Source organism: Pseudomonas sp. LFS044, from assembly GCF_047978245.1.
In the GTDB taxonomy this organism is placed as follows: domain Bacteria; phylum Pseudomonadota; class Gammaproteobacteria; order Pseudomonadales; family Pseudomonadaceae; genus Aquipseudomonas.
Genome location: NZ_JBFPFX010000001.1, coordinates 252,657 through 277,121, shown reverse-complemented (window position 1 = coordinate 277,121; position 24,465 = coordinate 252,657). Strand labels below are relative to the sequence as shown.

General features: G+C 54.5%; 24 protein-coding genes and 1 pseudogene. 20 read left to right on the top strand and 5 right to left on the bottom strand.

Annotated features, from left to right (window positions below; all coding sequences use genetic code 11):
* Positions 1-17 precede the first annotated feature (17 nt).
* The gene (locus tag ACNQPL_RS01395; RefSeq protein ID WP_346612323.1) at positions 18-500 is read left to right on the top strand and encodes a GNAT family N-acetyltransferase; all 483 of its coding nucleotides are present in this window, start codon (positions 18-20) and stop codon (positions 498-500) included.
* A gap of 30 nt (positions 501-530) precedes the next feature.
* Positions 531-716, top strand: coding sequence for a hypothetical protein (locus tag ACNQPL_RS01390; protein WP_416465467.1), 186 nt, complete (start codon positions 531-533; stop codon positions 714-716).
* Positions 717-971: 255 nt separating this feature from the next.
* Here ACNQPL_RS01390 and ACNQPL_RS01385 read toward each other — a convergent pair whose 3' ends face one another.
* The 3 genes from ACNQPL_RS01385 to ACNQPL_RS01375 all read right to left on the bottom strand — a co-directional run bounded on the left by ACNQPL_RS01385 (position 972) and on the right by ACNQPL_RS01375 (position 2,169).
* Positions 972-1,199 carry a hypothetical protein gene (locus tag ACNQPL_RS01385; protein ID WP_416465465.1) on the bottom strand — a complete coding sequence of 76 codons (228 nt, stop codon included), beginning with the start codon at positions 1,197-1,199 and terminating at the stop codon, positions 972-974.
* A 55-nt stretch (positions 1,200-1,254) separates the two neighbouring features.
* Positions 1,255-1,623: a histone-like nucleoid-structuring protein, MvaT/MvaU family gene (locus ACNQPL_RS01380; protein ID WP_416465463.1), complete on the bottom strand. Its 369-nt coding sequence runs from the start codon at positions 1,621-1,623 to the stop codon at positions 1,255-1,257.
* Between the two features lie 303 nt (positions 1,624-1,926).
* On the bottom strand, positions 1,927-2,169 hold the full coding sequence (locus tag ACNQPL_RS01375; protein ID WP_416465461.1) for a hypothetical protein: 243 nt from the start codon (positions 2,167-2,169) through the stop codon (positions 1,927-1,929).
* A gap of 75 nt (positions 2,170-2,244) precedes the next feature.
* Here ACNQPL_RS01375 and speB (ACNQPL_RS01370) point away from each other — a divergent pair, with 75 nt between their 5' ends.
* The 5 genes from speB (ACNQPL_RS01370) (at position 2,245) to ACNQPL_RS01350 (ending at position 9,102) form a co-directional block, all read left to right on the top strand.
* A complete protein-coding gene (gene speB, locus ACNQPL_RS01370) occupies positions 2,245-3,315 on the top strand; it encodes an agmatinase (protein WP_416465459.1) in 1,071 nt (356 codons plus the stop codon).
* Between the two features lie 383 nt (positions 3,316-3,698).
* Positions 3,699-5,168, top strand: coding sequence for an APC family permease (locus tag ACNQPL_RS01365; protein WP_416465457.1), 1,470 nt, complete (start codon positions 3,699-3,701; stop codon positions 5,166-5,168).
* Positions 5,169-5,544: 376 nt separating this feature from the next.
* The gene (locus ACNQPL_RS01360) at positions 5,545-6,714 is read left to right on the top strand and encodes an MFS transporter (RefSeq protein WP_416465455.1); all 1,170 of its coding nucleotides are present in this window, start codon (positions 5,545-5,547) and stop codon (positions 6,712-6,714) included.
* Positions 6,715-6,774: 60 nt separating this feature from the next.
* Positions 6,775-8,430 (top strand): choline dehydrogenase, encoded by a 1,656-nt coding sequence (locus ACNQPL_RS01355; RefSeq protein WP_416465453.1) that lies wholly within the window; start codon positions 6,775-6,777, stop codon positions 8,428-8,430.
* 15 nt (positions 8,431-8,445) lie between these two features.
* Positions 8,446-9,102: a glutathione S-transferase family protein gene (locus tag ACNQPL_RS01350; RefSeq protein ID WP_416465451.1), complete on the top strand. Its 657-nt coding sequence runs from the start codon at positions 8,446-8,448 to the stop codon at positions 9,100-9,102.
* A gap of 38 nt (positions 9,103-9,140) precedes the next feature.
* On the opposite strand, the gene ACNQPL_RS01345 is transcribed toward ACNQPL_RS01350, so the two are convergent.
* Entirely contained in the window at positions 9,141-9,599 is a 459-nt protein-coding gene (locus ACNQPL_RS01345; RefSeq protein ID WP_416465449.1) for a multidrug/biocide efflux PACE transporter, read from the bottom strand.
* Between the two features lie 63 nt (positions 9,600-9,662).
* Between ACNQPL_RS01345 and ACNQPL_RS01340 the strand changes: the two genes are divergently transcribed.
* Positions 9,663-10,562, top strand: coding sequence for a LysR family transcriptional regulator (locus tag ACNQPL_RS01340; protein WP_416465447.1), 900 nt, complete (start codon positions 9,663-9,665; stop codon positions 10,560-10,562).
* Here ACNQPL_RS01340 and ACNQPL_RS01335 read toward each other — a convergent pair.
* Positions 10,530-11,084 carry a TetR family transcriptional regulator gene (locus tag ACNQPL_RS01335; RefSeq protein ID WP_416465445.1) on the bottom strand — a complete coding sequence of 185 codons (555 nt, stop codon included), beginning with the start codon at positions 11,082-11,084 and terminating at the stop codon, positions 10,530-10,532. The genes ACNQPL_RS01340 and ACNQPL_RS01335 overlap by 33 nt on opposite strands.
* A 136-nt stretch (positions 11,085-11,220) precedes the next feature.
* Here ACNQPL_RS01335 and ACNQPL_RS01330 point away from each other — a divergent pair, with 136 nt between their 5' ends.
* From ACNQPL_RS01330 to ACNQPL_RS01275, 12 genes and pseudogenes are all read left to right on the top strand, one after another.
* On the top strand, positions 11,221-12,513 hold the full coding sequence (locus ACNQPL_RS01330) for an NAD(P)/FAD-dependent oxidoreductase (RefSeq protein WP_416465443.1): 1,293 nt from the start codon (positions 11,221-11,223) through the stop codon (positions 12,511-12,513).
* A gap of 15 nt (positions 12,514-12,528) precedes the next feature.
* Entirely contained in the window at positions 12,529-12,849 is a 321-nt protein-coding gene (locus tag ACNQPL_RS01325) for a DMT family transporter (RefSeq protein WP_416465441.1), read from the top strand.
* Between the two features lie 645 nt (positions 12,850-13,494).
* Positions 13,495-14,607 (top strand): annotated as a pseudogene (locus tag ACNQPL_RS01320) (HAMP domain-containing protein); the annotation flags it as partial.
* Positions 14,608-14,709: 102 nt separating this feature from the next.
* A complete protein-coding gene (locus tag ACNQPL_RS01315; RefSeq protein ID WP_416465523.1) occupies positions 14,710-15,465 on the top strand; it encodes a methyl-accepting chemotaxis protein in 756 nt (251 codons plus the stop codon).
* Between the two features lie 145 nt (positions 15,466-15,610).
* On the top strand, positions 15,611-17,095 hold the full coding sequence (locus ACNQPL_RS01310; protein ID WP_416465439.1) for an aldehyde dehydrogenase: 1,485 nt from the start codon (positions 15,611-15,613) through the stop codon (positions 17,093-17,095).
* A gap of 12 nt (positions 17,096-17,107) precedes the next feature.
* Positions 17,108-18,331, top strand: coding sequence for an NAD(P)/FAD-dependent oxidoreductase (locus ACNQPL_RS01305; protein ID WP_416465437.1), 1,224 nt, complete (start codon positions 17,108-17,110; stop codon positions 18,329-18,331).
* 31 nt (positions 18,332-18,362) lie between these two features.
* Complete coding sequence (locus ACNQPL_RS01300) at positions 18,363-19,763, top strand: aldehyde dehydrogenase family protein (RefSeq protein ID WP_416465435.1); 1,401 nt, start codon at positions 18,363-18,365, stop codon at positions 19,761-19,763.
* A gap of 11 nt (positions 19,764-19,774) precedes the next feature.
* Positions 19,775-21,046, top strand: a complete 1,272-nt coding sequence (gabT, locus tag ACNQPL_RS01295) for a 4-aminobutyrate--2-oxoglutarate transaminase (protein WP_416465433.1) — start codon at positions 19,775-19,777, stop codon at positions 21,044-21,046.
* Between the two features lie 27 nt (positions 21,047-21,073).
* Positions 21,074-21,394 carry a 2Fe-2S iron-sulfur cluster-binding protein gene (locus ACNQPL_RS01290; protein WP_101320432.1) on the top strand — a complete coding sequence of 107 codons (321 nt, stop codon included), beginning with the start codon at positions 21,074-21,076 and terminating at the stop codon, positions 21,392-21,394.
* A 30-nt stretch (positions 21,395-21,424) separates the two neighbouring features.
* The gene (gene speB / locus ACNQPL_RS01285) at positions 21,425-22,375 is read left to right on the top strand and encodes an agmatinase (RefSeq protein WP_101320434.1); all 951 of its coding nucleotides are present in this window, start codon (positions 21,425-21,427) and stop codon (positions 22,373-22,375) included.
* A gap of 28 nt (positions 22,376-22,403) precedes the next feature.
* Complete coding sequence (locus ACNQPL_RS01280) at positions 22,404-23,633, top strand: cytochrome P450 (protein ID WP_416465431.1); 1,230 nt, start codon at positions 22,404-22,406, stop codon at positions 23,631-23,633.
* An 11-nt stretch (positions 23,634-23,644) separates the two neighbouring features.
* Positions 23,645-24,448, top strand: coding sequence for a coniferyl-alcohol dehydrogenase (locus tag ACNQPL_RS01275; RefSeq protein ID WP_416465429.1), 804 nt, complete (start codon positions 23,645-23,647; stop codon positions 24,446-24,448).
* The last annotated feature ends 17 nt before the right edge of the window (positions 24,449-24,465 follow it).

Below are 24,465 nucleotides of genomic sequence, written 5' to 3'. Positions count from 1 at the left end.
TCATGAGGGCAACTCCCATGACATTCACTTTGCACAACTTCATACCCAGCGTGCTCGACCTGGCCGACCCGGCCCTGCGTCCCCTGGACAGCACCCATGACCTGTGCAGCGCATTCTCGGTAATGCAGCAATTGCGCCCTCATCTGACGAGCGAAGCCGACTTCGTCAGCCGCATCGAGCGTATGCGCGTTGAAGGCTATCGCCTGATTGGTGCTTATGACTCAGGCGTTCTTGTCGCACTGGCTGGTTACCGCTTACAGGAAAACTTGGTCTACGGCGCATTCCTGTATGTCGATGACCTTGTAACCGCCGAGGCGCAGCGGGGTGGCCAGTGGGGGTCGCGCTTATTGCAAGCCTTGGAACGACTGGGCCGCGCCAGCGGTTGTGCACGCCTGGTGCTCGACACGGGCTTGGCCAACGCCCGCGCGCAACGTTTCTACTTCCGTGAAGGCCTGTTGACGGGTGCACTGCGCTTTCAAAAACAATTCGATACGCCATAACCCGCACGCACATTCAAGGAGGCAAACCTCATGACATCGTCCCAGCAGCCACTTGCTCCTTTGCGCATTCTTCGCCTGGTCGCCAGCGCCAATGCAGACTCTTCGGAAAGTCTGAAACTGTCCCAGCAGATCCTGTTTGCCTTGGCCAGTCAGGCAGGCAGAAGGGCTATCCAGTTAGCCCGCCTAGCAGCGGGCTTTCTTTTGCCAGATCTCTGAATCGAAATCTCCACACTTCCTGGGGCCTTGGAATTCCAAGGTGTTGAGCTCTTCGTAGCTCGGGCAGGCGATGGCATCCGGCAGCGGCGCAATGGCGAACTGCCTTGGGCGTTCCCAATTCGGGGACGGCTGTCGTAAACCGCACACCGGATTACCGGACGTCAAAGAACTGCCTGCTTTAAAAGATGTGACCGTTGATTCGTTACGCCAAAAAAAGGCGCCAGAGGGCGCCAAGAGGGAGCTCATTTTAGCGACTTAAGATTTCGAGTCGCCCCGGGAGTCTTCAATGAGACGGTTAACCTCGGAAGCTTCATTAACTTCCAATTGCTCCGCTTTCAGCCTGGCTCGCTCACGAGCTTCAGTCGCAGCCTTGTTTGTTTCTTTGACATATTGGTTAAATTCTTTCGAACGCTGGGCGCCATCCTCCGCCCATGAAAGATTGGCAAGCATAAGCGACGTAAGTAATGCGACAAAATACTTCATGATTACCTCCAAGAAATGGCGCCAGGGTTACTACTCATTCAATAAACGGCGAGTTCTAAGACACACGCCACGACTCTACAACGTGCGAACCATATGCCTTCTTCCAGCGCTTAAGAAGTCCATGATTGGCCATCTTAGTCTCTGCAACCGTTCCATCATGCGGATTGATGTAGACTTTGACAGCGCGTGGTCTTCGAGTGGCCTTTATTCTTCTTTGGCGGAACTCACTGCATGGGATAGTGACTGGCCTTAATACATCGAGAACCTGGCGCATACCAAATCCGTATTCATCCAGTAGTGCCAAAAGTTCGGCTTCAAAGCTGATATCTCGCTGGAGCGCGGAGCTTATCCGCCAGCTCTCGAGTTTTAATACCTGAGCCTCTACAAATCGCTCCATCTGGCGAAAGGCTACCAAACGCGACATCCCAATTGCTTCCTATGGTTCAGATCCCAGGTCACAGGCCGTATGAGGCGTGCAATGAAGGTTGGCGGCGGGGTCTCCTGAAACCTGCTATCGAATCCTTAAGCGCTCGCAAACCTTTGGATTTAGAATACGTTCGTATTCCTATTTTCACAAGTCTTAGATCCTTGCTGAAAAATCAGGAAACATTTCAGGAAGCCATATCAGTCTTAGCTAGATTTCTCGGTCAATTTAGAAGCGTGTTGGCGCGACCAGTTACGGGGAATACGAGCTACCCGAGATAGGTCAAACGTTACTAATTGTTGCTCAGGTTGTGCTTGGTGGACGTCTGACGGCGTTCGCCGCCAGCAAGGTCGGGACTTTGCCCGCGTCTTCTCCCCCAACCCGACAAAAACCACTCTGCGGCGCGATGTCGCTACCCCATTCAACTGGGTTGTTAATTTTAGAATACGGTCGTATTTTAAAAATGAGATGGGAAAGCAGCTCGGTTTTGACGGGCCTCTGCTGCTTCCCCACCTCCAAACTCTCCAGCCTGTCGGGCTCGGCCATCAGCAGCTCCGACCCAAGGCGCGAGAACCAAGTGTAACGAACCTGACGTTGAACGTCGGGAAGATGAGTGGATTTATGATTACGAAAAGCGCCCTTTCGAAAGCGATTGCATACTCTCTCCTTACAGTTAGCGCCCTGGCTAGCACGGCTTGCGTGGCTACGGCCGCTCCAGATGAGAAACCGCAAAGCGTGCCTGCTATGGGTGGAGGCAAGCTCCCACCCTCGAAAACCACTGGTGACTACCTGGCTTATGCAGGAATCCCAACATTCTGGCGTGCCCAAAGCACTCAGGATCTTACCGGCGTAGACATCGCTGTGATGGGTGTTCCATACGATATCGGGGTCACCAACCGTTCCGGTGCGCGCTTGGGCCCACGCGCAGTCCGCGAAGCATCGCTGCACGTCGGCAATTTCCAGCATCCGTGGAAAGGAAATATTGCCAAGGATTTGAAGATCATCGATTACGGTGATGTCGGCATGGGTGTAGGTGGCGATGCAACCAAAAACATGATCGACGAAACCTACAAGCATGCGAAAAAAATCTTCGCCTCGGGTGCGCGCTTGTTCACCATTGGCGGGGATCACACCATTCCGTATGGCCCGGTTCGAGCAGCTAAGGATACGTTCGGTCAGATCGCCCTGATCCACTTCGACAGCCATCAAGACTCGATGAGCAGCAATGGTGGAAAGGAGATCTTCCACGGCTCATTTGCCCACGACTTAGCTGAGGAAAACACGGTTAACGCTCACAAATCCGTCCAAGTGTTCATTCGCACGGATATGCCAAACGAAGAAGGCTACAACATCATTTACGCTCATGACGCGCTGTATTCTGAGCCGGAGGACATTGCTGCCAACATCAAGAAAATCGTTGGGGACATGCCTGTCTACATTACATTTGATATCGACGCCCTTGATCCATCCTCTGCACCGGGTACTGGCACGCCCGTGCCCGGAGGCCCAACCACGTTCCAGGCATCCGAGGTTCTCCGCAACCTTGCGGGACTTAACGTCGTAGGCGCGGATCTAGTTGAAGTCGCCCCGATGTACGATCCGAGTGGTGTCACAGCCCTCTCTGCAGGTGCAATCTCGCGCGACCTTATGCACTTGCTGGCAGAGCCTATCAAAAAGCAAAACATCAAATAACCTCCCAACGCAATTAGCCTAGGCCTCTGCAGCAAGTGGGCCTACCACCTGCTGCAGAACCAAGCGCCAGGAAATATACAAAACACGATATGCTCTCCTCATAATTCATTCACCTGACAACTATCGCTACTGTTCTATTCGTATAGCCCACACTGGCCACCTGGCAATAATGGGCGTTCTGGATCGTATTTTCACCGAAATGTGTCCGAAGAGGCCAAAAAGCAACCGCAACGGCCAACCTGCTGCCGTTCCGTAGAGTTTTCTCCCTTCTTGGTGACACAATGTCGCAGCCCTAACCGAACCTGTTCAAACCTTTGGCGTAAAATAAGGAGGTTAGTGCGACTTGAAACGGCAGGTTTAAGACAATACGGAATCCTAATAAAATGACATTCCCGCCCGCACAAAGCTACATCGAAACCGCTGCGCCATTGAAGCGCCAGTTTAAAATGCATGATGCATTCACGCTTGCGTTCGTTTACATCTCTCCAATTGTAGCGCTTTACGCCGTTTTCGGACTCATTGTTCAAGCCGCAGGCCCTGCGGGCTGGTGGGTTTTCCCTCTTGGCTTATGCTTACAGCTCCTAATCGCCCTATCTCTAGGCGTAATGGTTTCACGCTGGCCGCTTCAAGGTGGAAGTTACCAATGGGCCCGGCGTCTCATTGGCGATAACTACGGTTGGATTACCGGATGGTTCTACATTTGGACTCTCATCTTTGTCTTTGCCTCCAACGGATATGCTATTGCAAGCTTTATTCCTGCGGCGCTGGGGATCGAGGCGTTCACGACATCTACTCAAATTTATATCGCTCTCGGCATCGTGTGTCTGGCAACGATATTAAATCTCCTTGGCCCTGGTACTCTAAAGCTGCTTGGGAAGCTTAGCTTGGGTGCTGAAATCATCGGATCGCTCGGCCTGGCTACTGTTCTTTTGATTTGGCATCGCAAGCATGATCTCGACATCCTCTTCACCACAGCAGGTGCAGGCGGGGACAACTATATTCTGGGGGGCTTACTTGTAGCGCTGGGATTCGTTGGCTTCGGCTTGGCGGGCTTTGAGTCTGTGTGCAGCATGGCTGAGGAGGTGGAGCAACCGGAGAAGAACATTCCTAAAGCTATCATTGGCGCCCTGCTCGCCATCGGCGTTATTGTCAGCTACTGCGCCCTTGCACTTATCCTCGCTACACCCGATTTCGGTGCCATCGTGAGCGGGGCAATCGTCGACCCAGCTGCTTCCACTATCCAGGCCGCATTTGGTGAGGGTATTGCTCGGGTCTTCTTCATCCTGGTCATTATCGGCTTCGCAGCTTCCATGATGATGGCTCAAACCAGCGTTTCCCGGGTCATCTGGGCGTTCTCGCGCGACCGTATCTTGCCGGGCTCGCATTTTCTGTCGAAGCTCTCGAGTAAGCATTGCACTCCCGACAGAGCAGTTGTCGTAGTTGGCGCGCTTGCTGTGATTGTTACCCTGCTGGCCTTCTCAGAGCGAGTCTATGCAACCCTGATTTCATCGGCCACCGCTACCTTCTTTATCACGATGGGGTTTGCCGTCCTCGGTCTTCTATTCCGCCTGATGGTGAAAAAATGGCAATCGGGGTCGTTCAGTTTGGCTTCCATGACCGTTCCAGTCGTTTTCGGTGCCGCCTCTTGGATCGTATTCGAAATCGCTAACTCTGCCTGGCCCCGCGAGGTAGCAGGTCAAAGCTGGTACGTAAGCTGGGCCGTATTTATCGGGATATCGCTGGTCGGCTTGAGTGGCGCCGCCGTATGGCTCAGCATTCGCAAAAACCTCAAGGGCTCCAAAGCGCTCTCAGAATCTGCAGACCATCTGCTTCCTGACGAGGCTAATGGCTGATAAGCAGCGCCAGGGAAGGCGCTTCCTCATGCACGTCGGGCACACCCGCTCCCAAGCTCTGATTGCTACCCTCCCTGCATGCCGTGGCTATCTCGTACGGTACCGTATTCAACGCGTTACGCGCCCTATTCCGCCCCCCGACAAGGAAGGCGTCTGACCTGTATCACCCCTTTTTGGCCATCCTCGCCATATCCACAGAGACTCACATTACCGAGAATCGAATGACCCTCATTACGTCCAGTTGGGGTCTGCCATGGAGGCCAATACAAGAACAATGCTAGGGGCTAACCGCCCTCTATCACGTCAGGTAATGACGCCAAGCATCCTGCCAATACCGCATGCCATCAGCGTGCAATATAAAAACAGAGGATGAACCATGTCTTCGAACGTCGATCTGCATTTCGAGGCCTCCACGCTCCAAAAGGTCTCGGCGCTGTTGATCCCTTGCTTTGCATACGTAGCCGTCCTGGGTGTTCCGATCACCTTCACGGGCATTATCGAGACCTTCGGAATCACCCCCGCGCAAGCCACGATTGCCTCAACTGCAGAGATCGCGTGCATTGCATTTGCATCGATTTGTATGTCGCTTGTGCTCGGCATCATGAATCGCAAGACCCTCTATGTCCTCGGTGTCGCTTTGGCCATTGCGGGCCAGGTAGGCACTCTGGGTGCGGACGCCTTCAATCATGTTGTGATGTACAGAGCGGTCGCCGGACTCGGCGAGGGCTTGTGCATCGGGTTAGGGTTCGCAAGCCTGGCTCAATTCAAAGGCGGTACCAAGCTCCTTGGCTATAGCTCGGCCCTCAGTGCAGCTGTGACACTCAGCGCCTTCCTGATCGTCCCGCCACTTCATGGGGTTCTGGGTACCAAGGCAGTGTTTTGGGCGCTTTCAGCCGGGTATATCATTTTGCTCCCACTTGCCTTCGCTCTGCCCAATGTCAGCAAAATTCAGCACATAGAGCTGCCATCCCCATCAGCCTCGATTGGTGTACGAAGCATTTCCCTGTTTTTCCTCTGCCTCCTGAGCAGCATTGGAGCGAATACGCTATGGCTGTACTTTGAGCAGGTTGGTCAACAAGCTGGCTTAGACTTCGCCGGCGTTGGCCTCGTTGGGTCTGTAGGGATGTTCTGCTCCATCTTCGTTCCGTTAGTAGCTAATAAGGCGTTCGAAAAATTCAGAAACGCCCTCCCCTTGTTGGCTGCCTGTCTCCTCATGGCCGTTACGTCTTACCTGTACGTGAAACCGAATCTCTACATTTACTGGGCCATCGGTTTGTCCATGACATTCCTGTACGTTTTCCTTCTGGCATACGCCCGTATGTATTCGTCTGACATTGATAGCACAGGCCGCACAACCGCTGCTGCCAGCGGCGCTGACTCGCTGGGCATGGTCATAGGGCCGATGATCGTCGCAGTGACGCTTCAGTTCGATAACGGATATGCCCAACTCGGCGAATTTGGCGTCCTTATGCAATTGCTGTGCTTGATCCCTGCGGCGTTCATCCTCGTAAAAAAGACTAAAGCGGCGAACCCCGCCCGCCAATAAGAAAGGCAATCACCTGGTCGTTCAATCCGGCCAGGCTTTCCGTTTAAGGATTTACAGAATATGGAAATGGTGTTCGATTACGTCATCGTGGGCGGAGGCTCGGCTGGCTGCGTGTTGGCCAATCGGCTGTCTGAATGCGGTGAATTCCAGGTCTGCCTGATCGAAGCAGGCGGTAAAGACAATTCAATCTTCATCAAAATGCCCTGTGCTGTAGGTGTTCCCCTCGTCACCCCAAAATTCACTTGGGCATTCGAGTCAGAGCCCGAGGTGCACCTCAACGGTCGGCGTATATTTTCTCCGCGCGGCAGGGTGATAGGGGGCTGCTCATCGATTAATGGCATGGTGTACATGCGCGGCCATCCATTGGACTTCGATGAGTGGGAAAAGAGCGGTGCCGAAGGATGGGGCTACAGCAATGTGCTGCCCTACTTTAAAAAAGCGGAATGCCGAGCGGACGGCGGCAACGACTGGCGTGGCGCACATGGCCCGCTCAACACCCGCTATGGCACCCTGAGCAATCCCCTATACAGCGCCTTCATCAACGCAGCCAAAGAAGCCGGCTACGCCGAATCAGACGACCTCAACGGCTACCGCCAGGAAGGTTTTGGCCGGTTCGACATGACGGTACACAACGGCACGCGGTGGTCTACCGCTGCAGCCTACCTACACCCAGTAACGAAGCGCAAAAATCTTCAAGTTCTCCATAACGCCGTGGTCACAAAGATCAATGTGGTGAACGGCGTGGCAGTGTCAGTCAACGTGGTTGAATCTGGCGTTAAGCGGGCTATCGCAGCCCGACGCGAAGTCATCCTGTCGAGCGGGCCGATAAACAGTCCAAAAATCTTGCTGCTTTCTGGTATTGGCGACAGCGAGCACATGCGTTCAGTCGGAATCGAGCCAGTGCATCACTTGCCCGGGGTCGGAAAAAATCTGCAAGACCACATTTCTTTGTATGTCCAGGTCAAATGCAAAAAGCCGGTAACGCTCAATGCCATAAGCCACGTGGCAAAGGCCAAACTCGGGGCACGTTGGCTGCTGCGTCGCGATGGCCTGGGCGCCACAAACCATTTCGAATGCGGTGGTTTTATACGCTCGAAGGCGGGGTTGAAGTACCCTGATATAGAGATCCATTTTCTACCGGTTGCGGTGCGGGACAAGGGGCATCCTCAAGCCAAGGAGCATGGCTTCCAGGTAGATGTTGGCACGACCAAGTCAAAAAGCGTGGGTCACGTTCTTCTCGCATCCAACGACCCCATGGAAGCCCCCAAGATCTCCTACAACTATCTCAGCAACTCGGACGACTGGCGAGAAATGCGCGCCTGCGTTCGCTTAGTAAGGGAAATTATCCGACAGCCAGCCTTGAGCCTCTACGCGGGCGAGGAGTTAATACCAGGAGTTCACGTCCAAACCGATGACGAGATAAATGATTTCATCGCTCAGAACGCACAAAGCGGATTTCATCCTTCAGGGACATGCAAAATGGGTCATTCTAGCGACCCTATGGCAGTCGTTAACTCATCGCTTCAGGTCATTGGCGTACAGCATCTGAGAGTTGTTGATTCCTCCGTCATGCCGACCATTACCAACGCAAATCTTAATGCACCTACCATCATGATTGCAGAAAAGGCGGCGGACTTGATCCTCAACCGGCCACTCCTGAAACCTGAACAGGTAGATTACTTCATTCATGAAAACTGGATGACTGAACAACGCTGAAAAGGAAGCGCACTCATGTACACATTACACTTCGTTCCTGACTGGGCCTCGCTTGCAGTTCGGCTGACTCTGGAAGAATTCCAGATCCCGTATGTAGCCTCATTGGCCGAGCAACGTGATACGCCCGAATTTCGGAAAATGAGCCCGCTCGGATTGATCCCGGCTTTTAGTACACCGGTCGGTGACATGTGTGAGACCGTGGCAATTCTGCTGTGGTTATCCGACCAGCATCCAGGCGTTGCCCCGGCAGCGAAATCTCCAGATCGCGCCGCGTACCTGCGCTGGCTGCTGTTCATTAACAATTCGATCCACAGCCACATTCTTTCCCTATTCCATCCTGAGCGGGTATCGAGCTCAGATAGCACTGACGCCACGATGCAGAACGCTCGAAACCAGGTGCAACAAGCCTTGAGCATTGTGAACGCCATGGTCACACAAGACCAACCTTCGTGGTTTCAACACGAGACACCATCGGCAATATGCTATTACCTGGGTCTATTGATGCGTTGGATGAATGGCTTCGACGCGACTCACCCAGCCCACATTCCAAGCACTAACTACCCTGCTCTGCATTCGATGTTGAAGGGGTTGGAGAATCGCAGAGCATCCCGAGCGTGCGCCGAACTTGAAGGCTTAGGTGACACGATTTTCACTCACCCAACTCTCCTCTAACAAATCGATACGGCAGCCCTACCCCGGGCTGCCGAGTCCTATTGCTCAAGTTGACAGGAGCGATCCGCCGACTCGAACAACCTCACTCGCACTTTGTCATACGCGTAGTTAAACAGCATGGTATATGGAAGAAATAGAAGCAAAATACCTATATCCAACCAAAATGCTTCGACAAGTGAGATAGACAGCCACCAGGCGGCCATCGGAACCACAAAAAAGATTAAACCAAACTCAAACATCACAGCGTGCATCACTCGCACCCACAATCCACGCTTGAAACGTAAATGGTTTTGAAGCCCGTCAAAGAGGTAGTTATAAAGCATGTTCCACAATATAGCCACAGTCGAAATGACGAGCGTCAGGACACCAATATCAAGGAGCGGCTTTCCTGTAACCCAGCTGATGATTGGAGTAAAGCTTAATATTGCACAAACCTCAAAAATTAATGCATGGGCCACACGCTCTTGGATACTCCGCTCGATCAGATTCTCTGCCATAACTCAGCCTTCCACAACAATTAAGGATGATCCAATGATACCCCTGGACAATTTTCGTTCCAGTTGGCTGCCATCGGCCTGACCGATATGTATTACTCAAACGAAACCCTAGAGGCGCTCATTCACTCTGCATCCTGCGGATCCTTCAGCGCAGCAGCGAGGCACCTAGGCAAGAGCCAGTCGACAATCAGTGAATTAATCTCCCGGCTTGAGATCGATCTCAATACAGAGGTTTTCGTGAGGGGAACGCGATCGTTAACCCCGACGCCTGCAGGTGTAGCTCTGATCCGATACGCCAAAGAGGCGCTTCACGCTGCTGACTGCTTCCGTTTGCAGGCCAACTCGATGACAAGCGGCAAGGAATTCAAGCTGACCTTGGTTCTCTCTGATTTATACCAGCACCAGCAATATGCAACGCGGCTGTCCGAGTTGGATGCTCGTTATCCAGACCTCCAATTTGAATGCTTGATAGCCGAAAGAAGAGACGTTCTGAATCACATCCTCCAAGGGAGAGGTCAACTCGGATTGCTAGCAGCCCAGCCTGACTATCCTGCAGAGGTAGCGAATTGCCGCCTTAATCATCCGTCTGAATTTGGCATTTTCGTCCGCCATGGACATGAGCTGCTGGAACGAGGAAGTCCGACGCATCAAGACCTCATTGGGCACAGAATGCTCCGCTTGAGCAGCGTCGCACGCTGGGACGATGAAGATGAAAATTTTGCAATTTCCTCCCTGAAATTTTGGTCAGCACCAGACTATTTAACCTTGCTAGAGATGGCCGCTCTGGGTTTTGGATGGGCAATTCTTCCTAAGGCTCTGGTGGTGGCATACGGAAGCTCGCGCCTTCAGGAAATCGTGACGCCTGGTTGGCCCAAGACTGTACCGGTGGACGCAGTATGGTCTCGTAAACATCCCTTGGGCCCAGCAGCATCATGGCTTCTCGATCGCTTGATGATTGATTGACCAGATGTCGGAAAAAAGCTCCAGCCAGGATTCGTCGTCGATCTCCATAAACCCGAAGAACCTGAGGAAGAACGCGCCTTCAGTGGCTAGAAACGCCAACCGTGCCCGCCGTCCTTCCTCGGTCTTGAGGTCTATCCCCTCCAACCGGGCTTGATACCAATCGCGGATCCATCCTAAGTGATCTGGAGTATCAATAAGCGCTGCCATTAGTCCTGCCGCCTTGCCCAGTGAGGCCTGGTCAGCTATGCGAGTAGATTCGATATGGGCATCCACCCTGGCCATTGGCGCAGGGTCAGAACCAGCAATCGCCTCTACCGATTCATCATAACTCTTGCCCCAACGCTTCAGCATGGCATCGATCAGCATCTCCTTGTTTTTGAAGCAGGATTGCACACCACCCTTGGTTATCCCAGCCGCCTTAGCAACCGAATCGATGGTAAGCGCAGACACCCCATTCTGTGCAACCAACTGCTCCGCGAGGCGTAAGACCTCATCCCTATCAATTGTCTTTCTACGACCCATGGCGGTTGACTTCCTAAAATACGAATACGATTATATTGCTATTTTTACAAGGCACAGGCTAGTGCCAAGCAATGATACGTGACAGACGCGTGCCTGCGCTTGACGCAAATCGAGGCCCCAACGAGGTGCAAAACAGATGGGTAGAACGAAACGTGTAGTCATCGTGGGCGCTGGGTTTGGAGGCTTGGCGACAGCCAAGGCATTGGCAGGCACAGATGTGGAAGTGACCTTGGTGGATCGAAGCAATCATCACCTCTTCCAACCTCTTCTATACCAGGTGGCCACCGCCACTCTTTCGCCAGCAGACATTGCATCGGCTGCTCGCGCGCTGGTACAGGGGCCTAACGTTCAAGTCATCATGGATGAGGTCATTGGAGTCGATACAACCCATAAGCTGGTGATGACACGATCCCGGAAGAATCTTCCTTATGATTATCTCGTGCTGGCCACGGGGGCTGATTATTCGTTCTTTGGGAATGATGAATGGGCAAGACATGCGCCGACCCTGAAAACGCTCGAGGATGCGCTGACGATTCGAGAGGGACTGCTGGCAAGCCTGGAAAGAGCTGAGCGCAACGTCTCGCCTAGCGAAGTAGAAGCCCTATTGACCTTTGTTGTAGTAGGCGGCGGGCCAACGGGTGTTGAAATGGCCGGAGCAATCGCTGAGCTTGCCCGCTCTGCCCTTGCAAAAGACTTCAGAAATCTCGATCCCATGATGGTCAAGATCTTACTGATTGAGGCGGGGCCCGCAATCCTCTCCTCGTTTCCGAAGCATCTCTCAAATTACGCAGTCAAAGCATTGGAGAAGCTCGGTGTAGAGGTTCGGCTAAGTTCACCGGTCACTACAATTGACCAGGGCGGAATCAATTTAGGTGAGATGCGGATCAGCAGCCGCAACGTAATCTGGTGTGCAGGCACTCAAGCCAGGCCTGCTGCAATGTGGGTTGGAGCCAGTGCCGACCGGAATCTCGGGGTGCGGGTCGCCAAGAACTGCTCCGTAATTGGCCAACCTGACATCTTCGCCATCGGTGATGTCTCGAGTTTCGATTCAGGGATGGGCATGCGACTACCCGGGCTTGCCCCAGTGGCGAAGCAACAAGGCCGGTTTGTCGGCAAGCTATTGTTAAACCGAGCTAATGGGCGCAGGGAGCCGGAGGAGTTTGTGTACAAAAATTGGGGATCCATGGCAGTTATCGGTCGTTCTCACGCCGTTGCGGACTTTGGCAAGCTCCGATTCAAGGGTTTTGTCGGCTGGTTAGCATGGTCTCTAGTCCACCTAATGTTGCTTATAGATTTTCGCAGTCGAGCTTCCGTTTATCTACACTGGTCTTGGGCATGGTTCACTCGAGGCAGGGCAGCAAGACTATTAACTGGAGTGAAGCGTGAATCTAACTCCTCCACTCCCTCTACCGAAAATATTGACTCCTAACTAGAGGTATTTCAAATGGCATGGCTTTATTTGATACTCGGTGGCATTTTTGAAGTAGGCTTCACAACATGCATGCGCTACACCGAAGGCTTTAAAAACATTCCATGGACGCTGGCCTTTATAATTTGCATAGGACTCAGCATGTTCTTCCTGGAGGTAGCCGCACGCACAATCCCCCTTGGTACTGCCTACGCAGTGTGGACAGGTATTGGCGCACTTGGAACAGTTGCTATCGGTATGATTTGGTTTGGTGAGCCTAGCACTTTGATCCGGATCATGTTTGCCCTAGGAATTGTTGCCTGTATCGTTGGGCTTAAACTGACCTCCGGTCACTGAAAACCACCGGCGCGCCAATACAGGCGCGCCGCCCCCCAAAGGAGACGGAATTGGAAATACAAAATGAGTGGATCGGGTGGGCAATATGCCTCCTGATCGTAGTAAGCGGATGCTTGATCCATGGGCTATCGCCTGGCGCGGCAAGACCTAGTGATGCAAAGCGGGCATCAAAGTCTAGTGAGAAAAGCAAGTAGGTTTGAGTCAGAAGTTCGACTGAGTCGCTGCAGCTCTAGATCACTTTGGGCAAGCTGCTCGAACCACCACGATACAATTATTTTTGTGTAATATTTCATGAGAAACACTCCGTGAGATAATCCTTTTTTGCTATCAAAATAGTCTACCGTCAAGACTACAGCACCACATTGGCCGAAGGGGTATCTTTGTGACCTATTCGGCCATATTTCATTGTTGACACCTAAGGCAAAATTAGGGCTCTCCTGCGGCCTTCGCAGCGGCAAACGTCAATGGCAATTTGGTGTGCCCGTGCAGATATCAATTAAAAACAAAATCGTGATACTTGCAGGATTGAGCCTGCTCACTGTAGTGGCGGTTCTCTCTACCATCAATTTTTCTCAGTCAAAAAAAAGCATCGCATTTGTCAAAGAAAAAACCCTGACGCTAGCTGACGAAGCAGCTATTGAGCGGATGAAGGCCTACAGTGAGAATCAGTCGCTCAAAATCCAAGCATACTTTATCAGAGCTTTCCTGTACGGAAATGGTCTTGCCAATCAATTAGCGCAATACAAAGTTGATGCGATGCAATACTCCCTCAACAATGAGCAGCTTCGTAGCCTGCTGCATGAGCAGACCAAAAAGTCACTCGCGGGCAATAACTCAATTTTAAGTATCTATGCCGTTTATGGGCGCAATACGCTTGACGGAAATGACGCCAGTTTTCTCAACCGTGCGGATGTAGGCAGCATCGACAGTGGACGCTTCAGTAGCTACTGGACTCGGCGCAACGGGGAGGTGTCTCAGCTCCAAACCGCTGAGGAAGCCATGAGCGACACTTCGCCGATGCTTGACGGCAGCCCTTTTAACGCCTGGTACACCTGCCCTCTCACCACCCTCAAGCCCTGCATGCTCAACCCTTACATTGAAGAGCTGGGCAGCCAAAAAAATCTGATTACCTCCATCACCTTCCCCATGCTTGAAAATGGCAAGCCTGTTGCGGTTCTGGGTATGGACATTGGCCTCCAGCGACTGCAGGAGCTTGCCACCGAAGGGGCTGAAACCATTTTCAACGGCCAGGCCGAGATCACCATCATCAGCCCGGGCGGCCTGTTAGCCGCTCACAGTGCAAATTCCGAACTATTAAGCAGGCCGGTCTCAGAAGCGTTCGGCGAAAATTCGGAGGCGATCATGGCTGGACTCAAGACCGACGAAGCTGTTGTCAGCCGTGCAGGGCAGTCACTCCGCATAGTGAGCCGATTTTCGCCGATCCCAGAAAGCCAACCGTGGTTGGTCGTTATCGAAATCCCTACATCAATGCTTTTCGAACCGTCGAGGGTGTTGGAGGGACAGCTGGATCAGCAAGCCACAACCAGCCAGCGAAACAATTTCCTAGGCGGCCTTGCTGCGGTACTGGTGGGTCTTCTGCTTATGGGCTTCACAGCTCGCAAGGTGACGCACCCTATCGGATATGTGTCCTCACTGCTTAGGGACATTGCTACAGGTGAAGGCGACTTGACGCAGCGGCTGCCGAAACGATCCAACGACGAGTTAGGTGAGCTCTCATCTTGGTTCAACACCTTTTTAGACAAACTGCAGCCAATTGTGGCGCAGGTGAAATCATCTGTCCTAGAAGCTCAAGACACGGCGCATCGGTCAGCGAATATTGCTACGAGTACCAGCGACGGCATGCAGCACCAGTACCGGGAAATCGATCAGGTCGCTACAGCTTCCCACGAGATGAGTACCACCGCCCAGGACGTAGCCCGGAGTGCATCTCAAGCAGCAACCGCCGCCCAAGACGCAGAATCCGCTGCCAGGGCCGGCCTCGATGTTATCAATTCTACTTCGGAGCGAATCGCCTACTTGGCAAATGAGATGAATCAGGCCATGTCCCAGGTAGAGAGTCTCTCTCAACGCAGCGAACAGATTGGCTCCGTGCTGGATGTCATCAAGTCAATAGCTGAACAGACCAACCTGCTCGCTCTGAATGCCGCGATTGAGGCGGCACGTGCGGGTGACGCAGGCCGAGGATTCGCGGTTGTCGCTGACGAGGTTCGAAGCCTAGCGCGCCGGACTCAAGAATCTGTCGAGCAAATACGCGACGTCATTGAAAACCTGCAAGCCGGAACCCGGATGGTGGTGAATGCTATTGGCAAGAGTCACACAGACGTTCAGGACACTGCCGAGCAATCCACCCTCGCCCTCGCCGCCCTGAGCAGGATCAGCGACGCGGTACGAGTTATCAACGACATGAATCTGCAGATTGCGGCGGCGGCGGAAGAACAGAGTTCGGTGGCTGAAGAGATCAGTCGAAATGTCGCAAACGTGCGTCAGGTGACCGAATCCCTCACATCTCAAGCAGATGAATCCGCCCAAGTCAGCCATTCACTGAATGCCTTGGCCACTCGTCAACAGGCCCTCATGTCGCAATTCAAGGTCTGACACGTAGTCGTGCAGACCAAAGGTCTTTTTTTAACACAACTGTCGTGCTATAAAGATTTCAAAACGCTCCCTCCCTGCCTGCGCTCTTCGTAACAGACAGGAAACCATGGTGGAGCACCTACAAAAAACCGGAGGTACTGAGTCGATGAATCGCTCTATTGAGTTTTGGCAAACCAAAGTTGCTAGCCTGAAACCTGAAGGGAGGGCCTTCATCGATGGGAAGTACGTCGACTCGATCTCAGGTAGAACCTTCCCTTGCATCAATCCTGCAACGGGGAAAGAAATTGCCCAGATCGCCGAGTGCGACCGGGCAGACGTTGATCTGGCGGTTTCGGTTGCAAAGCAACGCTTTGAGAGCGGTGTCTGGGCTAAACGCTCCCCTACCGAACGTAAAAACGTTTTGCTCAAATTGGCCGCGCTCATCCAGGAAAATATGGAGGAGCTTTCCGTTCTCGAGTCTCTCGACATGGGGAAGCCAGTCGAGGTGTCTTACAGCTATGAAATGCCAGAGCTGGGAGGTTACGTACAGTGGGTAGCTGAAGCCGTCGATAAGCTGTACGACGAAGTAGCGCCGACTGCTCAAGGTGACCTGGCACTGATCCGTCGCGAAGCGCTTGGTGTTGTCGCCTGCGTGGTTCCGTGGAACTTTCCGCTGGACATGGCCATTTGGAAATGTGTCCCTGCTCTGGCAATGGGCAACTCGGTAGTGCTCAAGCCTGCTGAGCAGTCTTCCCTCACCGCTATCAAGCTTGCGGAACTGGTTAAAGCTGCGGGCGTGCCAGACGGCGTATTCAACGTAGTGACTGGGTTTGGTGAAACCGTAGGCGCTCCGCTCGGCCTGCACATGGACGTAGCCTGCTTGGCCTTCACCGGCTCGACCGAGGTTGGCAAGTACTTCCTCAAGTATTCCGCAGAATCCAACATGAAGCTGGTTTGGCTGGAATGCGGTGGAAAGAGCCCGAACATCGTGTTCGCCGATACCGAAAACCTGGAACAAGCCGCCGACCTCGCTGCCCGCGTCTTCTACAACCAAGGTGAAGTCTGCTCCTCCCCAACCCGTTTGCTGGTAGAGGAAAGCATCCACGACGATTTCGTCGCCAAGGTCATCAAGTACGCCGAAAGCTACGAGCCGGCCGACCCGCTGGATCCTAATGCGTTGATGGGCGCTATGGTCGAGGACATCCACACCCAGCGCGTCATGCGTTATGTAGAAGCGGGTAAGGCTGAAGCAACCTTGGCCTATGGCGGTGAGCAGGTTGTGATTAACGGAAGCTCCAACTTCATCCGTCCCACCATTTTCACGGGCGTGACCAACGAAATGCGTATCGCCAAAGAGGAAATCTTTGGCCCAGTGTTGAGCATCATCAAATTCCAGACCGAAGCAGAAGCCATCGAGATCGCGAACGACTCGATCTACGGTCTGATGGCCTCAGTATTCACTTCCAATCTCTCTCGCGCTCACCGTGTCGCTGAAGCTCTGAAAGCGGGGACAGTGACCGTTAATACCGTGGACATGATCTCCCCGCTAGTGCCATTCGGCGGGGTGAAACAGTCGGGCAACGGTCGCGATAACTCCCTCCATGCGTTCGAAAAATACTCGTCCCTGAAAACCACCTGGATCAAGTATTGAGAGGGGTGCGCCATGAGTCTCGATAGAGTAGTCATCATCGGTGCCGGCCAAGCCGGTTTCCAGGTCGCAGCCTCACTCCGCCAAGGTGGTTACGAGGGTTCTGTGACTATCATCGGTGACGAGAACAACATCCCTTACCAACGCCCACCACTGTCGAAGGCATACCTTAAGCACCTGGCTGATGAGACCTCGATTCAGCTGCGACCAGACAACTTCTATGCAGACAATCGCATCGAATTGATCAAGGGTGACAAGGTTGAGCGAATAGACCGCGCGGCCAAGATCGTTGTGACAGCCAGTGGTAGAGAGTTGAGCTACGACAAGCTGGCCATCACCACTGGTACCCGACCACGTCCGCTGGATCTCCCTGGCGCCAACCTGCCAGGCGTTCACGCTCTGCGCTCGTTCCTGCATGCAGCTGATCTGCGCGATGACATTCAGCAGCGTCAGAGCATCGTCATTATCGGCGGTGGGTTCATTGGGCTGGAAGTGGCCGCGTGTGCAGCGGGCCTGGGCAAAACTGTAACCGTCCTCGAGTACGCGCCTCGCCTGATGGGTCGGGCCGTTTCCACCGTAAGCTCCGACTTCTTCAAGGCTTACCACGAAAGCATCGGGGTTCGGATCATCACCGATGCTCGTATCGAGCGGATTGAAGGCGTTGAGCGAGCTACCAGCGTATCGCTACACAATGGTCAGCAGATTCCATGTGACCTCATCTTGGTCGGTGTCGGCGCCCTCCCCAACGTGGAGCTTGCGGAACACGCGGGCCTCGATTGTGACAACGGGATCCTGGTGGACGAGTTCGCCGTCACCTCAGATGCCGACATTGTCTCAGCGGGCGACTGCACCAATCACCCCAATCCTTTCGCCAATGGCAGGTTCCGACTCGAGTCGGTACAGAACGCCATCGATCAAGCGAAGGTCGCCGCTGCCAGCATTCTCGGCACCGCCTGCGCTTACCGCGCAGCGCCATGGTTCTGGTCGGATCAGGGGGACATCAAGCTGCAGACCGTCGGTTTGCCCTTGGGCACTGATGAGTTGGTCGTTCGCGGGTCGCCGGACGAGAAGAAGTTCAGCGTCTTCCACTATCGCGAAGGCAAGTTGATTGCGGTTGAAAGCATCAACTCTGCGGGTGACCACATGGTGGCCCGCAAGCTGATTACCACCGGTGCCAGCCCCTCGCCCGTCCGGGTCTGTGATTCAACCGTAGAGTTGAAGTCGCTACTCGCCGGCTAATGCACCTCTACCCGACAACTGGAAGAGCCTCATGACTCAAACAATCAAAATCAATGCGCCTTTCGACGGTGCCCTGCTGGCAGAGCTGCCTGTTTCGACTGATCAACAGATCGAGCAGGCGCTGGCTACTGCCCATGCTCTGTATCGGGATCGTAAAGGTTGGTTGAAGAAGGCCCAGCGCATCGAAATTCTGAAGAAAGCGGCCACCATCATTACCGGTCGCCGCGAGGAGCTTGCCCGCCTGGTAGCACAGGAATGCGGCAAGCCCCTCAAAGACGCCCTGATCGAGGTGGATCGCGGTGTTGATTGCCTGCACATCTGTGTTGAGGAAATTCGTACCAAGGCTGGCTCTGTGATCCCGATGGACTTGAATGCCACCTCGGCCGGTCGTATCGCTTTCACTCAACCTGAGCCCATCGGTGTAGTTGTGGGCGTGAGCGCATTCAACCACCCGTTTAACCTGGTTGTTCACCAGGCAGCCCCCGCTGTCGCAGTTGGTGCTCCGGTGATCATCAAGCCAGCCGCCAAGACGCCTTTGAGCGGTTACGCCTTCATTGAAATTCTCCACGAAGCGGGTCTGCCAAAAGAGTGGGCGCAGATCGTGCTGCCAGGTACCAATGAGCAAGTTGGCAAGCTCGTGGCTGACCCTCGCGTTGGGTTCTTCTCGTTCATCGGTTCTGCTGCAGTGGGCTGGATGCTGCGTTCCAAGCTTGCTCCGGGCACCCGCTGCGCACTGGAACACGGCGGCGTTGCGCCAGTCATCGTTGCCCATGACGCAGACCTTCCAATGGCTATCCCTCGCCTAGCTCGCGGCGGTTTCTGGCACGCCGGCCAGGCATGTGTCTCGGTTCAACGCGTATTCGCAGACCGTCGAGTCTCGCGTGAAGTCGCCGAGCGCCTGGCCGCAGCTGCCGAGAAGATGACTGTAGGGAACCCAGTCCTCGAAACCACCGACATTGGGCCGATCATTTCGCATCAGGAAAACGACCGCATTCATCAGTGGGTTCAAGAAGCGATTGCTCAAGGCGCTGAGCTGATCTGCGGCGGCAAAAAAATCAGCGACAGCTGCTATGCACCGACCGTCTTGCTGAACCCAGCCGACGACTCCAACGTGATGCGTAAAGAGGTCTTCGGCCCAGTCATCTGCGTTTCCAGCTTCGACGATATCGACCAGGCGCTGGCCGCGGCGAATTCGCTCGACTTCTCCTTCCAGGCCGCTGTTTTCACCCAGAACCTGGACACCGCCTTGCACTGCTACAAGCACCTCGATGGCACTGCCGTGATGGTCAATGAAAACACCCTGTTCCGCGTTGACTGGATGCCTTTCGCCGGCGCCCGTCACTCCGGCCACGGCGTAGGTGGCATCCCCTACACCATGCACGAAATGCAGGTTGAAAAAATGATGGTCTGGCGCTCTGACGTCCTGAACTGAGAAGTGTGAACATGAACAATAAAGATCTTCTGGCGCGCCGCGACAAGGCTCTACCGCGTGGCGCCGCAACTGCCCTTCCTGTTTTCGTTAAAAAAGCTGCAGGCAGTGAAATTTGGGATGTCGAGGGCAACCACTACGTGGACTTCGCATCGGGCATCGCCGTTAACAACACCGGAAACCTCCACCCGAAGGTTGTGGAGGCCATCGCCGCGCAGTTGAACGACTATGCACATATCGGCTTCCCAGTGCTCTCATGTGAGCCCTACGTGCGCCTGTGCGAACGCCTGATCGAACTGGCGCCTATCTCTGACGCCAAAGCCACCCTGTTTACCACCGGTGCAGAAGCGACTGAGAATGCTGTAAAGGTGGCACGGTATTACACCGGGCGCCAAGGCGTCGTGACCTTTACCGGCTCCTTCCACGGGCGGACTCAACTCGCTTTGGCCATGACCGGTAAAGTGCAACCGTTACGTACCGGCGTCACTCCCTCTCAAGCGGGTGTGTACCAGGTGCCGTTTCCAATCGAGCATCATGGCACCACCGAACAGGCAAGCCTGAAGGCACTGGATCATCTGTTCCGCGCGACCATCGCCCCTGATCAGGTCGCGGCCATCGTCATTGAGCCAGTGCAAGGTGAAGGCGGCTTCTACCAAGCATCTCCTGCCTTCATGCAAGCCTTACGCAAGATTTGCGACGATCACGGTATCTGCTTTGTCGTGGACGAAGTGCAATCGGGCTTCGGCCGCACTGGCAAGTTTTTCGCCACCGAGCACGCCGGCGTGCAACCCGATTTGATCGCCATTGGTAAGGCCATGGGCGGCGGCTTGCCTCTCTCTGGCCTGATCGGCCGTAGCGAAGTGATTGATGCACCACCGCCAGGCTTCCTGGGCGGCACCTTTGCCGGCAACCCACTTGCATGTGCTGCCGCAAATGCGGTGCTGGATGTGATCGAGAGTGAAGGCCTGCTGGCACGCGCCAATGTCATCGGCGGGAAAATTCAATCGTTCCTGGCCGATCTGAAAGGTACTGGCGGCGTCCTGCCGCTGGGTGACATCCGTGGTCTGGGCGCAATGGTCGCATTCGAAATCGTCACCGAACCAGGCACTCATACCCCTGATGCCGACGCTACCAAACGTGTTGCAACCAAGGCCAAAGAACTCGGCCTGCTGCTTCTGCCGTGCGGTTACTACGGCAACACGATTCGCGTGTCTGCGCCACTGACTATCAGTGACGACGTTTTGGAAACAGGACTTTCCCGCCTGGCCGGCGCCCTGAAGGCCTAAACCCCCAGCCAAGTCGAGATAATAAAAATGGTCAAAATTACTTTCGTGCAGCCTGATGGTTCCTCCGTTCACGTCGACGCAAAAGTTGGCGGCACCGTGATGGAAGCGGCAGTCAACAACATGGTTAAAGGCATTGATGCGGATTGCGGCGGTGCATGCGCTTGCGCGACCTGCCACGTCTACATCTCTGATGAGTGGAAAGAAAAGCTTCAGGCCGCCGAGGTGATGGAGAGCGACATGCTTGAGTACGCCTTTGAGCCAGATGCCTCCAGTCGCCTTTCCTGCCAGCTCCGTATCACATCGGAGATGGAAGGCCTGGTGATTCGCGTTCCTAGTCAGCAGAGCTGACTAGGTACCCCCTTCAAAGGAGACAGCACCATGACTTTCAATCAACCTCTGGGTGGCAATCAAATGCCACGCTTCGGCGGCATTCCTACCATGATGCGCCTGCCTGAAGCCAAAACAACTGCCGGTCTGGATGCCTGCTTCGTCGGCGTCCCGCTCGACATCGGCGTCTCAAACCGCTCCGGCACCCGAATGGGGCCACGCAGCATCCGCGCTGAGTCGTGCCTGCTACGTCCATTCAACCTGGCAACCGGGGCTGCGCCGTTTGAAAGCTTGCAAGTGGCGGACATTGGCGATGTCGCCATTAACACCTTCAACCTGCCTGACGCCGTGCGCCGGATCAAAGAGGCCTATGACGTCATCCTGCAGAACGACGTTGTGCCCTTGACTCTGGGCGGTGACCACACCATCACCTATCCGATCCTGCAGTCGATTGCCAAGAAACACGGCCCTGTCGCGCTGATCCACATCGACGCGCATGCAGACGTTGGCGAACACATGTTCGGGGAAAAGATCGCCCATGGCACAACCTTCCGCCGCGCTTATGAAGATGGACTGATCAATCCAGACCTGACCTTCCAGATCGGTCTGCGCGGCACCGGTTACTCGCCAGACGACTTCAATTGGTCCCGCAGCAAAGGCTTCACTGTAGTCACTTCTGATGAGTGTCAAGGGGTTTCGCTGGCGCCGCTGATGGCGTCAATCCGCGAAAAGATCGGCAACACCAAACTCTACATTTCGTTCGACATTGATGGCCTCGATCCCTCTGTCGCACCCGGAACCGGGACGCCGGAAGTCGGTGGTCTGACTGCGTACCAGGGTCAACAGATCATTCGCGGCTGTAAAGGCTTGAACGTCATCGGCGCTGACGTGGTGGAGATCTCCCCCCCCTACGACAGCTCTGGGAACACCTCTCTACTGGGCGCAAACCTGCTGTTTGAAATGCTGTGCGTCCTTCCCGGCGTCAAATATCACAACGTCTAAGAACAACCAAAATTGTGGGTACAGACTCATGAGCCGCATCGATGTAGACAGCGTCAACCTGGCTGATATGGAATTTTGGAAGCGCCCGGATCGCGACGAGGCCTTCGCAGCACTGCGCGAGCACAAACCGCTGAGCTGGCACGAATTTCCCGAAGGCTCTCCGGAATACGGTTGCAAAGGGTTCTGGTCGGTCGTCCGATACGATGACATCACTGCAGTGAGTGGTGATGCTAAAACCTTCATCAGCGGCGAGGGCACCATTGTCGGTGACCAGAGTGTCGAGGAAGCACTCCAGGAAGGCTGGTTCCTCAACATGGACGCCCCGCGCCACTTCAAGCTGCGTCAAGTCGTGGCCCGCGCCTTCTCACCTCAGGGCGTTACCAAGATGTCCGAAGTGGCGAAGGAATATGCCGCATCGGTTGTTGCCAGCGTGAAAGATCGCGGCGAATGTGATTATGCCAAAGATGTCGCTCAAGCTTTCCCCGTTGAAGTGGTCTGTGACTTCCTCGGGGCGCCGAAGGAAAACCGTCGTCGCCTGCACGAGCTGACCGTCACCGCACTCGCTGGCGATGTACTGGGCACTAACGCCATCGAAGCGATTACTGGCGCTTTCGCCGAGCTGAACGACTACGGTCGGTGCCTGGCTGCCGAAAAGCGCAAGAACCCAGGTGATGACATCCTCTCGATGATCCTTGCCACTGAAGTCGAAGGGAAGAAGCTGGACGATGTCGAGGCCGGCTATTTCTTCCAGTTGCTGGTTACCGCCGGCATGGAAACGACCGGCACGGTCGGGGCTCATGCGATGAAGTGCTTCCTCGAGTACCCAGAGCAGATGAAGATCTGGGCTAACGACCCCGCGGGTGTGGCAGTCAGCGGTTTTGAAGAGCTTGTGCGCTGGGTCACTCCGGTCATGCACATGCGCCGTACCGCCTCGCGCGATACCGAGATCCATGGCCAACGCATCGCCGCAGGCGACAAGGTAGTGATGTGGTTCAACTCGGCCAACCGCGATGCGGCTAAATTCGAGAACCCGAATGACTTCAACGTACTGCGCTCGCCCAACCCACATCTGGGCTTCGGTGGTGGCGGACGTCACACCTGCCTGGGGGCGCACCTGGCTCGCCTGGAGCTGCCCTTCCTGCTCGCTGAAACCCTGAAGCAATTCAAGGACATCGAGTTGGCCGGAGCACCCGAAATGATCCCGTCGCGGTTCATCAACGGTATCGCTTCTCTCCCCATTCGCTTCAAGGCCGCCTAAGGAATACCGACATGTCGTTCCATGACAAACGAATTGTAGTCACCGGTGTTTCTTCGGGTGTTGGCCAAGCGACTGCGCTTGCATTAATGAACGCAGGGGCATTCGTCATCGGTTTGGACATAAAGCCTGCGAGCGATAGCTGCAGTCAGTTCATCCTGTGTGACCTGTCAAATCCAGCATCCATCGACGAAGCTGTCCTTCAAATCAAGCAGCCGATCGATGGCCTTGCCAACATTGCCGGCGTGCCAGGTAGCCTGCCAGCCGATGTGGTCTTCAAGGTTAATTTCCTCGGACTTCGCTATCTGACCAACCTGTTGCTGCCCAAGCTCGCTGACAGAGCATCTGTGGTCAATGTCGCATCTACAGCTGGAGCCGGCTGGAGAAATCACAAATCGATTTGTGAGCGTCTCCTGACCCTGGGGGACTGGCATCAGTGCTTGGCAAGCTTCCAAGAACTTCACATGGATGCGGTTGCTACCTACGACTTCACCAAAGAACTGGTCATCCTTTACACCATGTTGGTAGCCAGTCACCAACGTCACCGTGGAGTGCGTGTGAACTCGGTGAGCCCAGGAGCTGTTTGCACGCCGATTCTTGCGGCCTTCTACGACACCATGGGTGACGAGCTGCTGCAAAACTTGAAGGAGCAGGCTGGAGGCCGTGATGCTTATCCAGACGAAATTGCCGGCGCCATCCTATTGATGCTTGATGCTAAGGGATTCTGGATCAACGGGACTGACCTCATCGTCGATGGCGGCGCAGAAGTCTTGATGAATCTGGAAGGGCTAGCTACTCCTCCGCTCCCCTTCAACTGAGCTATTTGTGCGCCGAG

Bases quoted from the DNA above. Each gene is read 5' to 3' on its own strand.
- ACNQPL_RS01300 (WP_416465435.1), top strand. From the start codon at position 18,363: ATGACTCAAACAATCAAAATCAATGCGCCTTTCGACGGTGCCCTGCTG.
- speB (WP_101320434.1), top strand. From the start codon at position 21,425: ATGACTTTCAATCAACCTCTGGGTGGCAATCAAATGCCACGCTTCGGC.
- speB (WP_416465459.1), top strand. From the start codon at position 2,245: ATGATTACGAAAAGCGCCCTTTCGAAAGCGATTGCATACTCTCTCCTT.
- ACNQPL_RS01335 (WP_416465445.1), bottom strand. From the start codon at position 11,084: ATGGGTCGTAGAAAGACAATTGATAGGGATGAGGTCTTACGCCTCGCG.
- ACNQPL_RS01305 (WP_416465437.1), top strand. From the start codon at position 17,108: ATGAGTCTCGATAGAGTAGTCATCATCGGTGCCGGCCAAGCCGGTTTC.
- ACNQPL_RS01360 (WP_416465455.1), top strand. From the start codon at position 5,545: ATGTCTTCGAACGTCGATCTGCATTTCGAGGCCTCCACGCTCCAAAAG.
- ACNQPL_RS01325 (WP_416465441.1), top strand. From the start codon at position 12,529: ATGGCATGGCTTTATTTGATACTCGGTGGCATTTTTGAAGTAGGCTTC.
- ACNQPL_RS01345 (WP_416465449.1), bottom strand. From the start codon at position 9,599: ATGGCAGAGAATCTGATCGAGCGGAGTATCCAAGAGCGTGTGGCCCAT.
- ACNQPL_RS01275 (WP_416465429.1), top strand. From the start codon at position 23,645: ATGTCGTTCCATGACAAACGAATTGTAGTCACCGGTGTTTCTTCGGGT.
- gabT (WP_416465433.1), top strand. From the start codon at position 19,775: ATGAACAATAAAGATCTTCTGGCGCGCCGCGACAAGGCTCTACCGCGT.
- ACNQPL_RS01330 (WP_416465443.1), top strand. From the start codon at position 11,221: ATGGGTAGAACGAAACGTGTAGTCATCGTGGGCGCTGGGTTTGGAGGC.
- ACNQPL_RS01365 (WP_416465457.1), top strand. From the start codon at position 3,699: ATGACATTCCCGCCCGCACAAAGCTACATCGAAACCGCTGCGCCATTG.
- ACNQPL_RS01280 (WP_416465431.1), top strand. From the start codon at position 22,404: ATGAGCCGCATCGATGTAGACAGCGTCAACCTGGCTGATATGGAATTT.
- ACNQPL_RS01375 (WP_416465461.1), bottom strand. From the start codon at position 2,169: ATGGCCGAGCCCGACAGGCTGGAGAGTTTGGAGGTGGGGAAGCAGCAG.
- ACNQPL_RS01390 (WP_416465467.1), top strand. From the start codon at position 531: ATGACATCGTCCCAGCAGCCACTTGCTCCTTTGCGCATTCTTCGCCTG.
- ACNQPL_RS01395 (WP_346612323.1), top strand. From the start codon at position 18: ATGACATTCACTTTGCACAACTTCATACCCAGCGTGCTCGACCTGGCC.
- ACNQPL_RS01310 (WP_416465439.1), top strand. From the start codon at position 15,611: ATGAATCGCTCTATTGAGTTTTGGCAAACCAAAGTTGCTAGCCTGAAA.
- ACNQPL_RS01315 (WP_416465523.1), top strand. From the start codon at position 14,710: ATGCAGCACCAGTACCGGGAAATCGATCAGGTCGCTACAGCTTCCCAC.
- ACNQPL_RS01355 (WP_416465453.1), top strand. From the start codon at position 6,775: ATGGAAATGGTGTTCGATTACGTCATCGTGGGCGGAGGCTCGGCTGGC.
- ACNQPL_RS01380 (WP_416465463.1), bottom strand. From the start codon at position 1,623: ATGTCGCGTTTGGTAGCCTTTCGCCAGATGGAGCGATTTGTAGAGGCT.
- ACNQPL_RS01350 (WP_416465451.1), top strand. From the start codon at position 8,446: ATGTACACATTACACTTCGTTCCTGACTGGGCCTCGCTTGCAGTTCGG.
- ACNQPL_RS01290 (WP_101320432.1), top strand. From the start codon at position 21,074: ATGGTCAAAATTACTTTCGTGCAGCCTGATGGTTCCTCCGTTCACGTC.
- ACNQPL_RS01385 (WP_416465465.1), bottom strand. From the start codon at position 1,199: ATGAAGTATTTTGTCGCATTACTTACGTCGCTTATGCTTGCCAATCTT.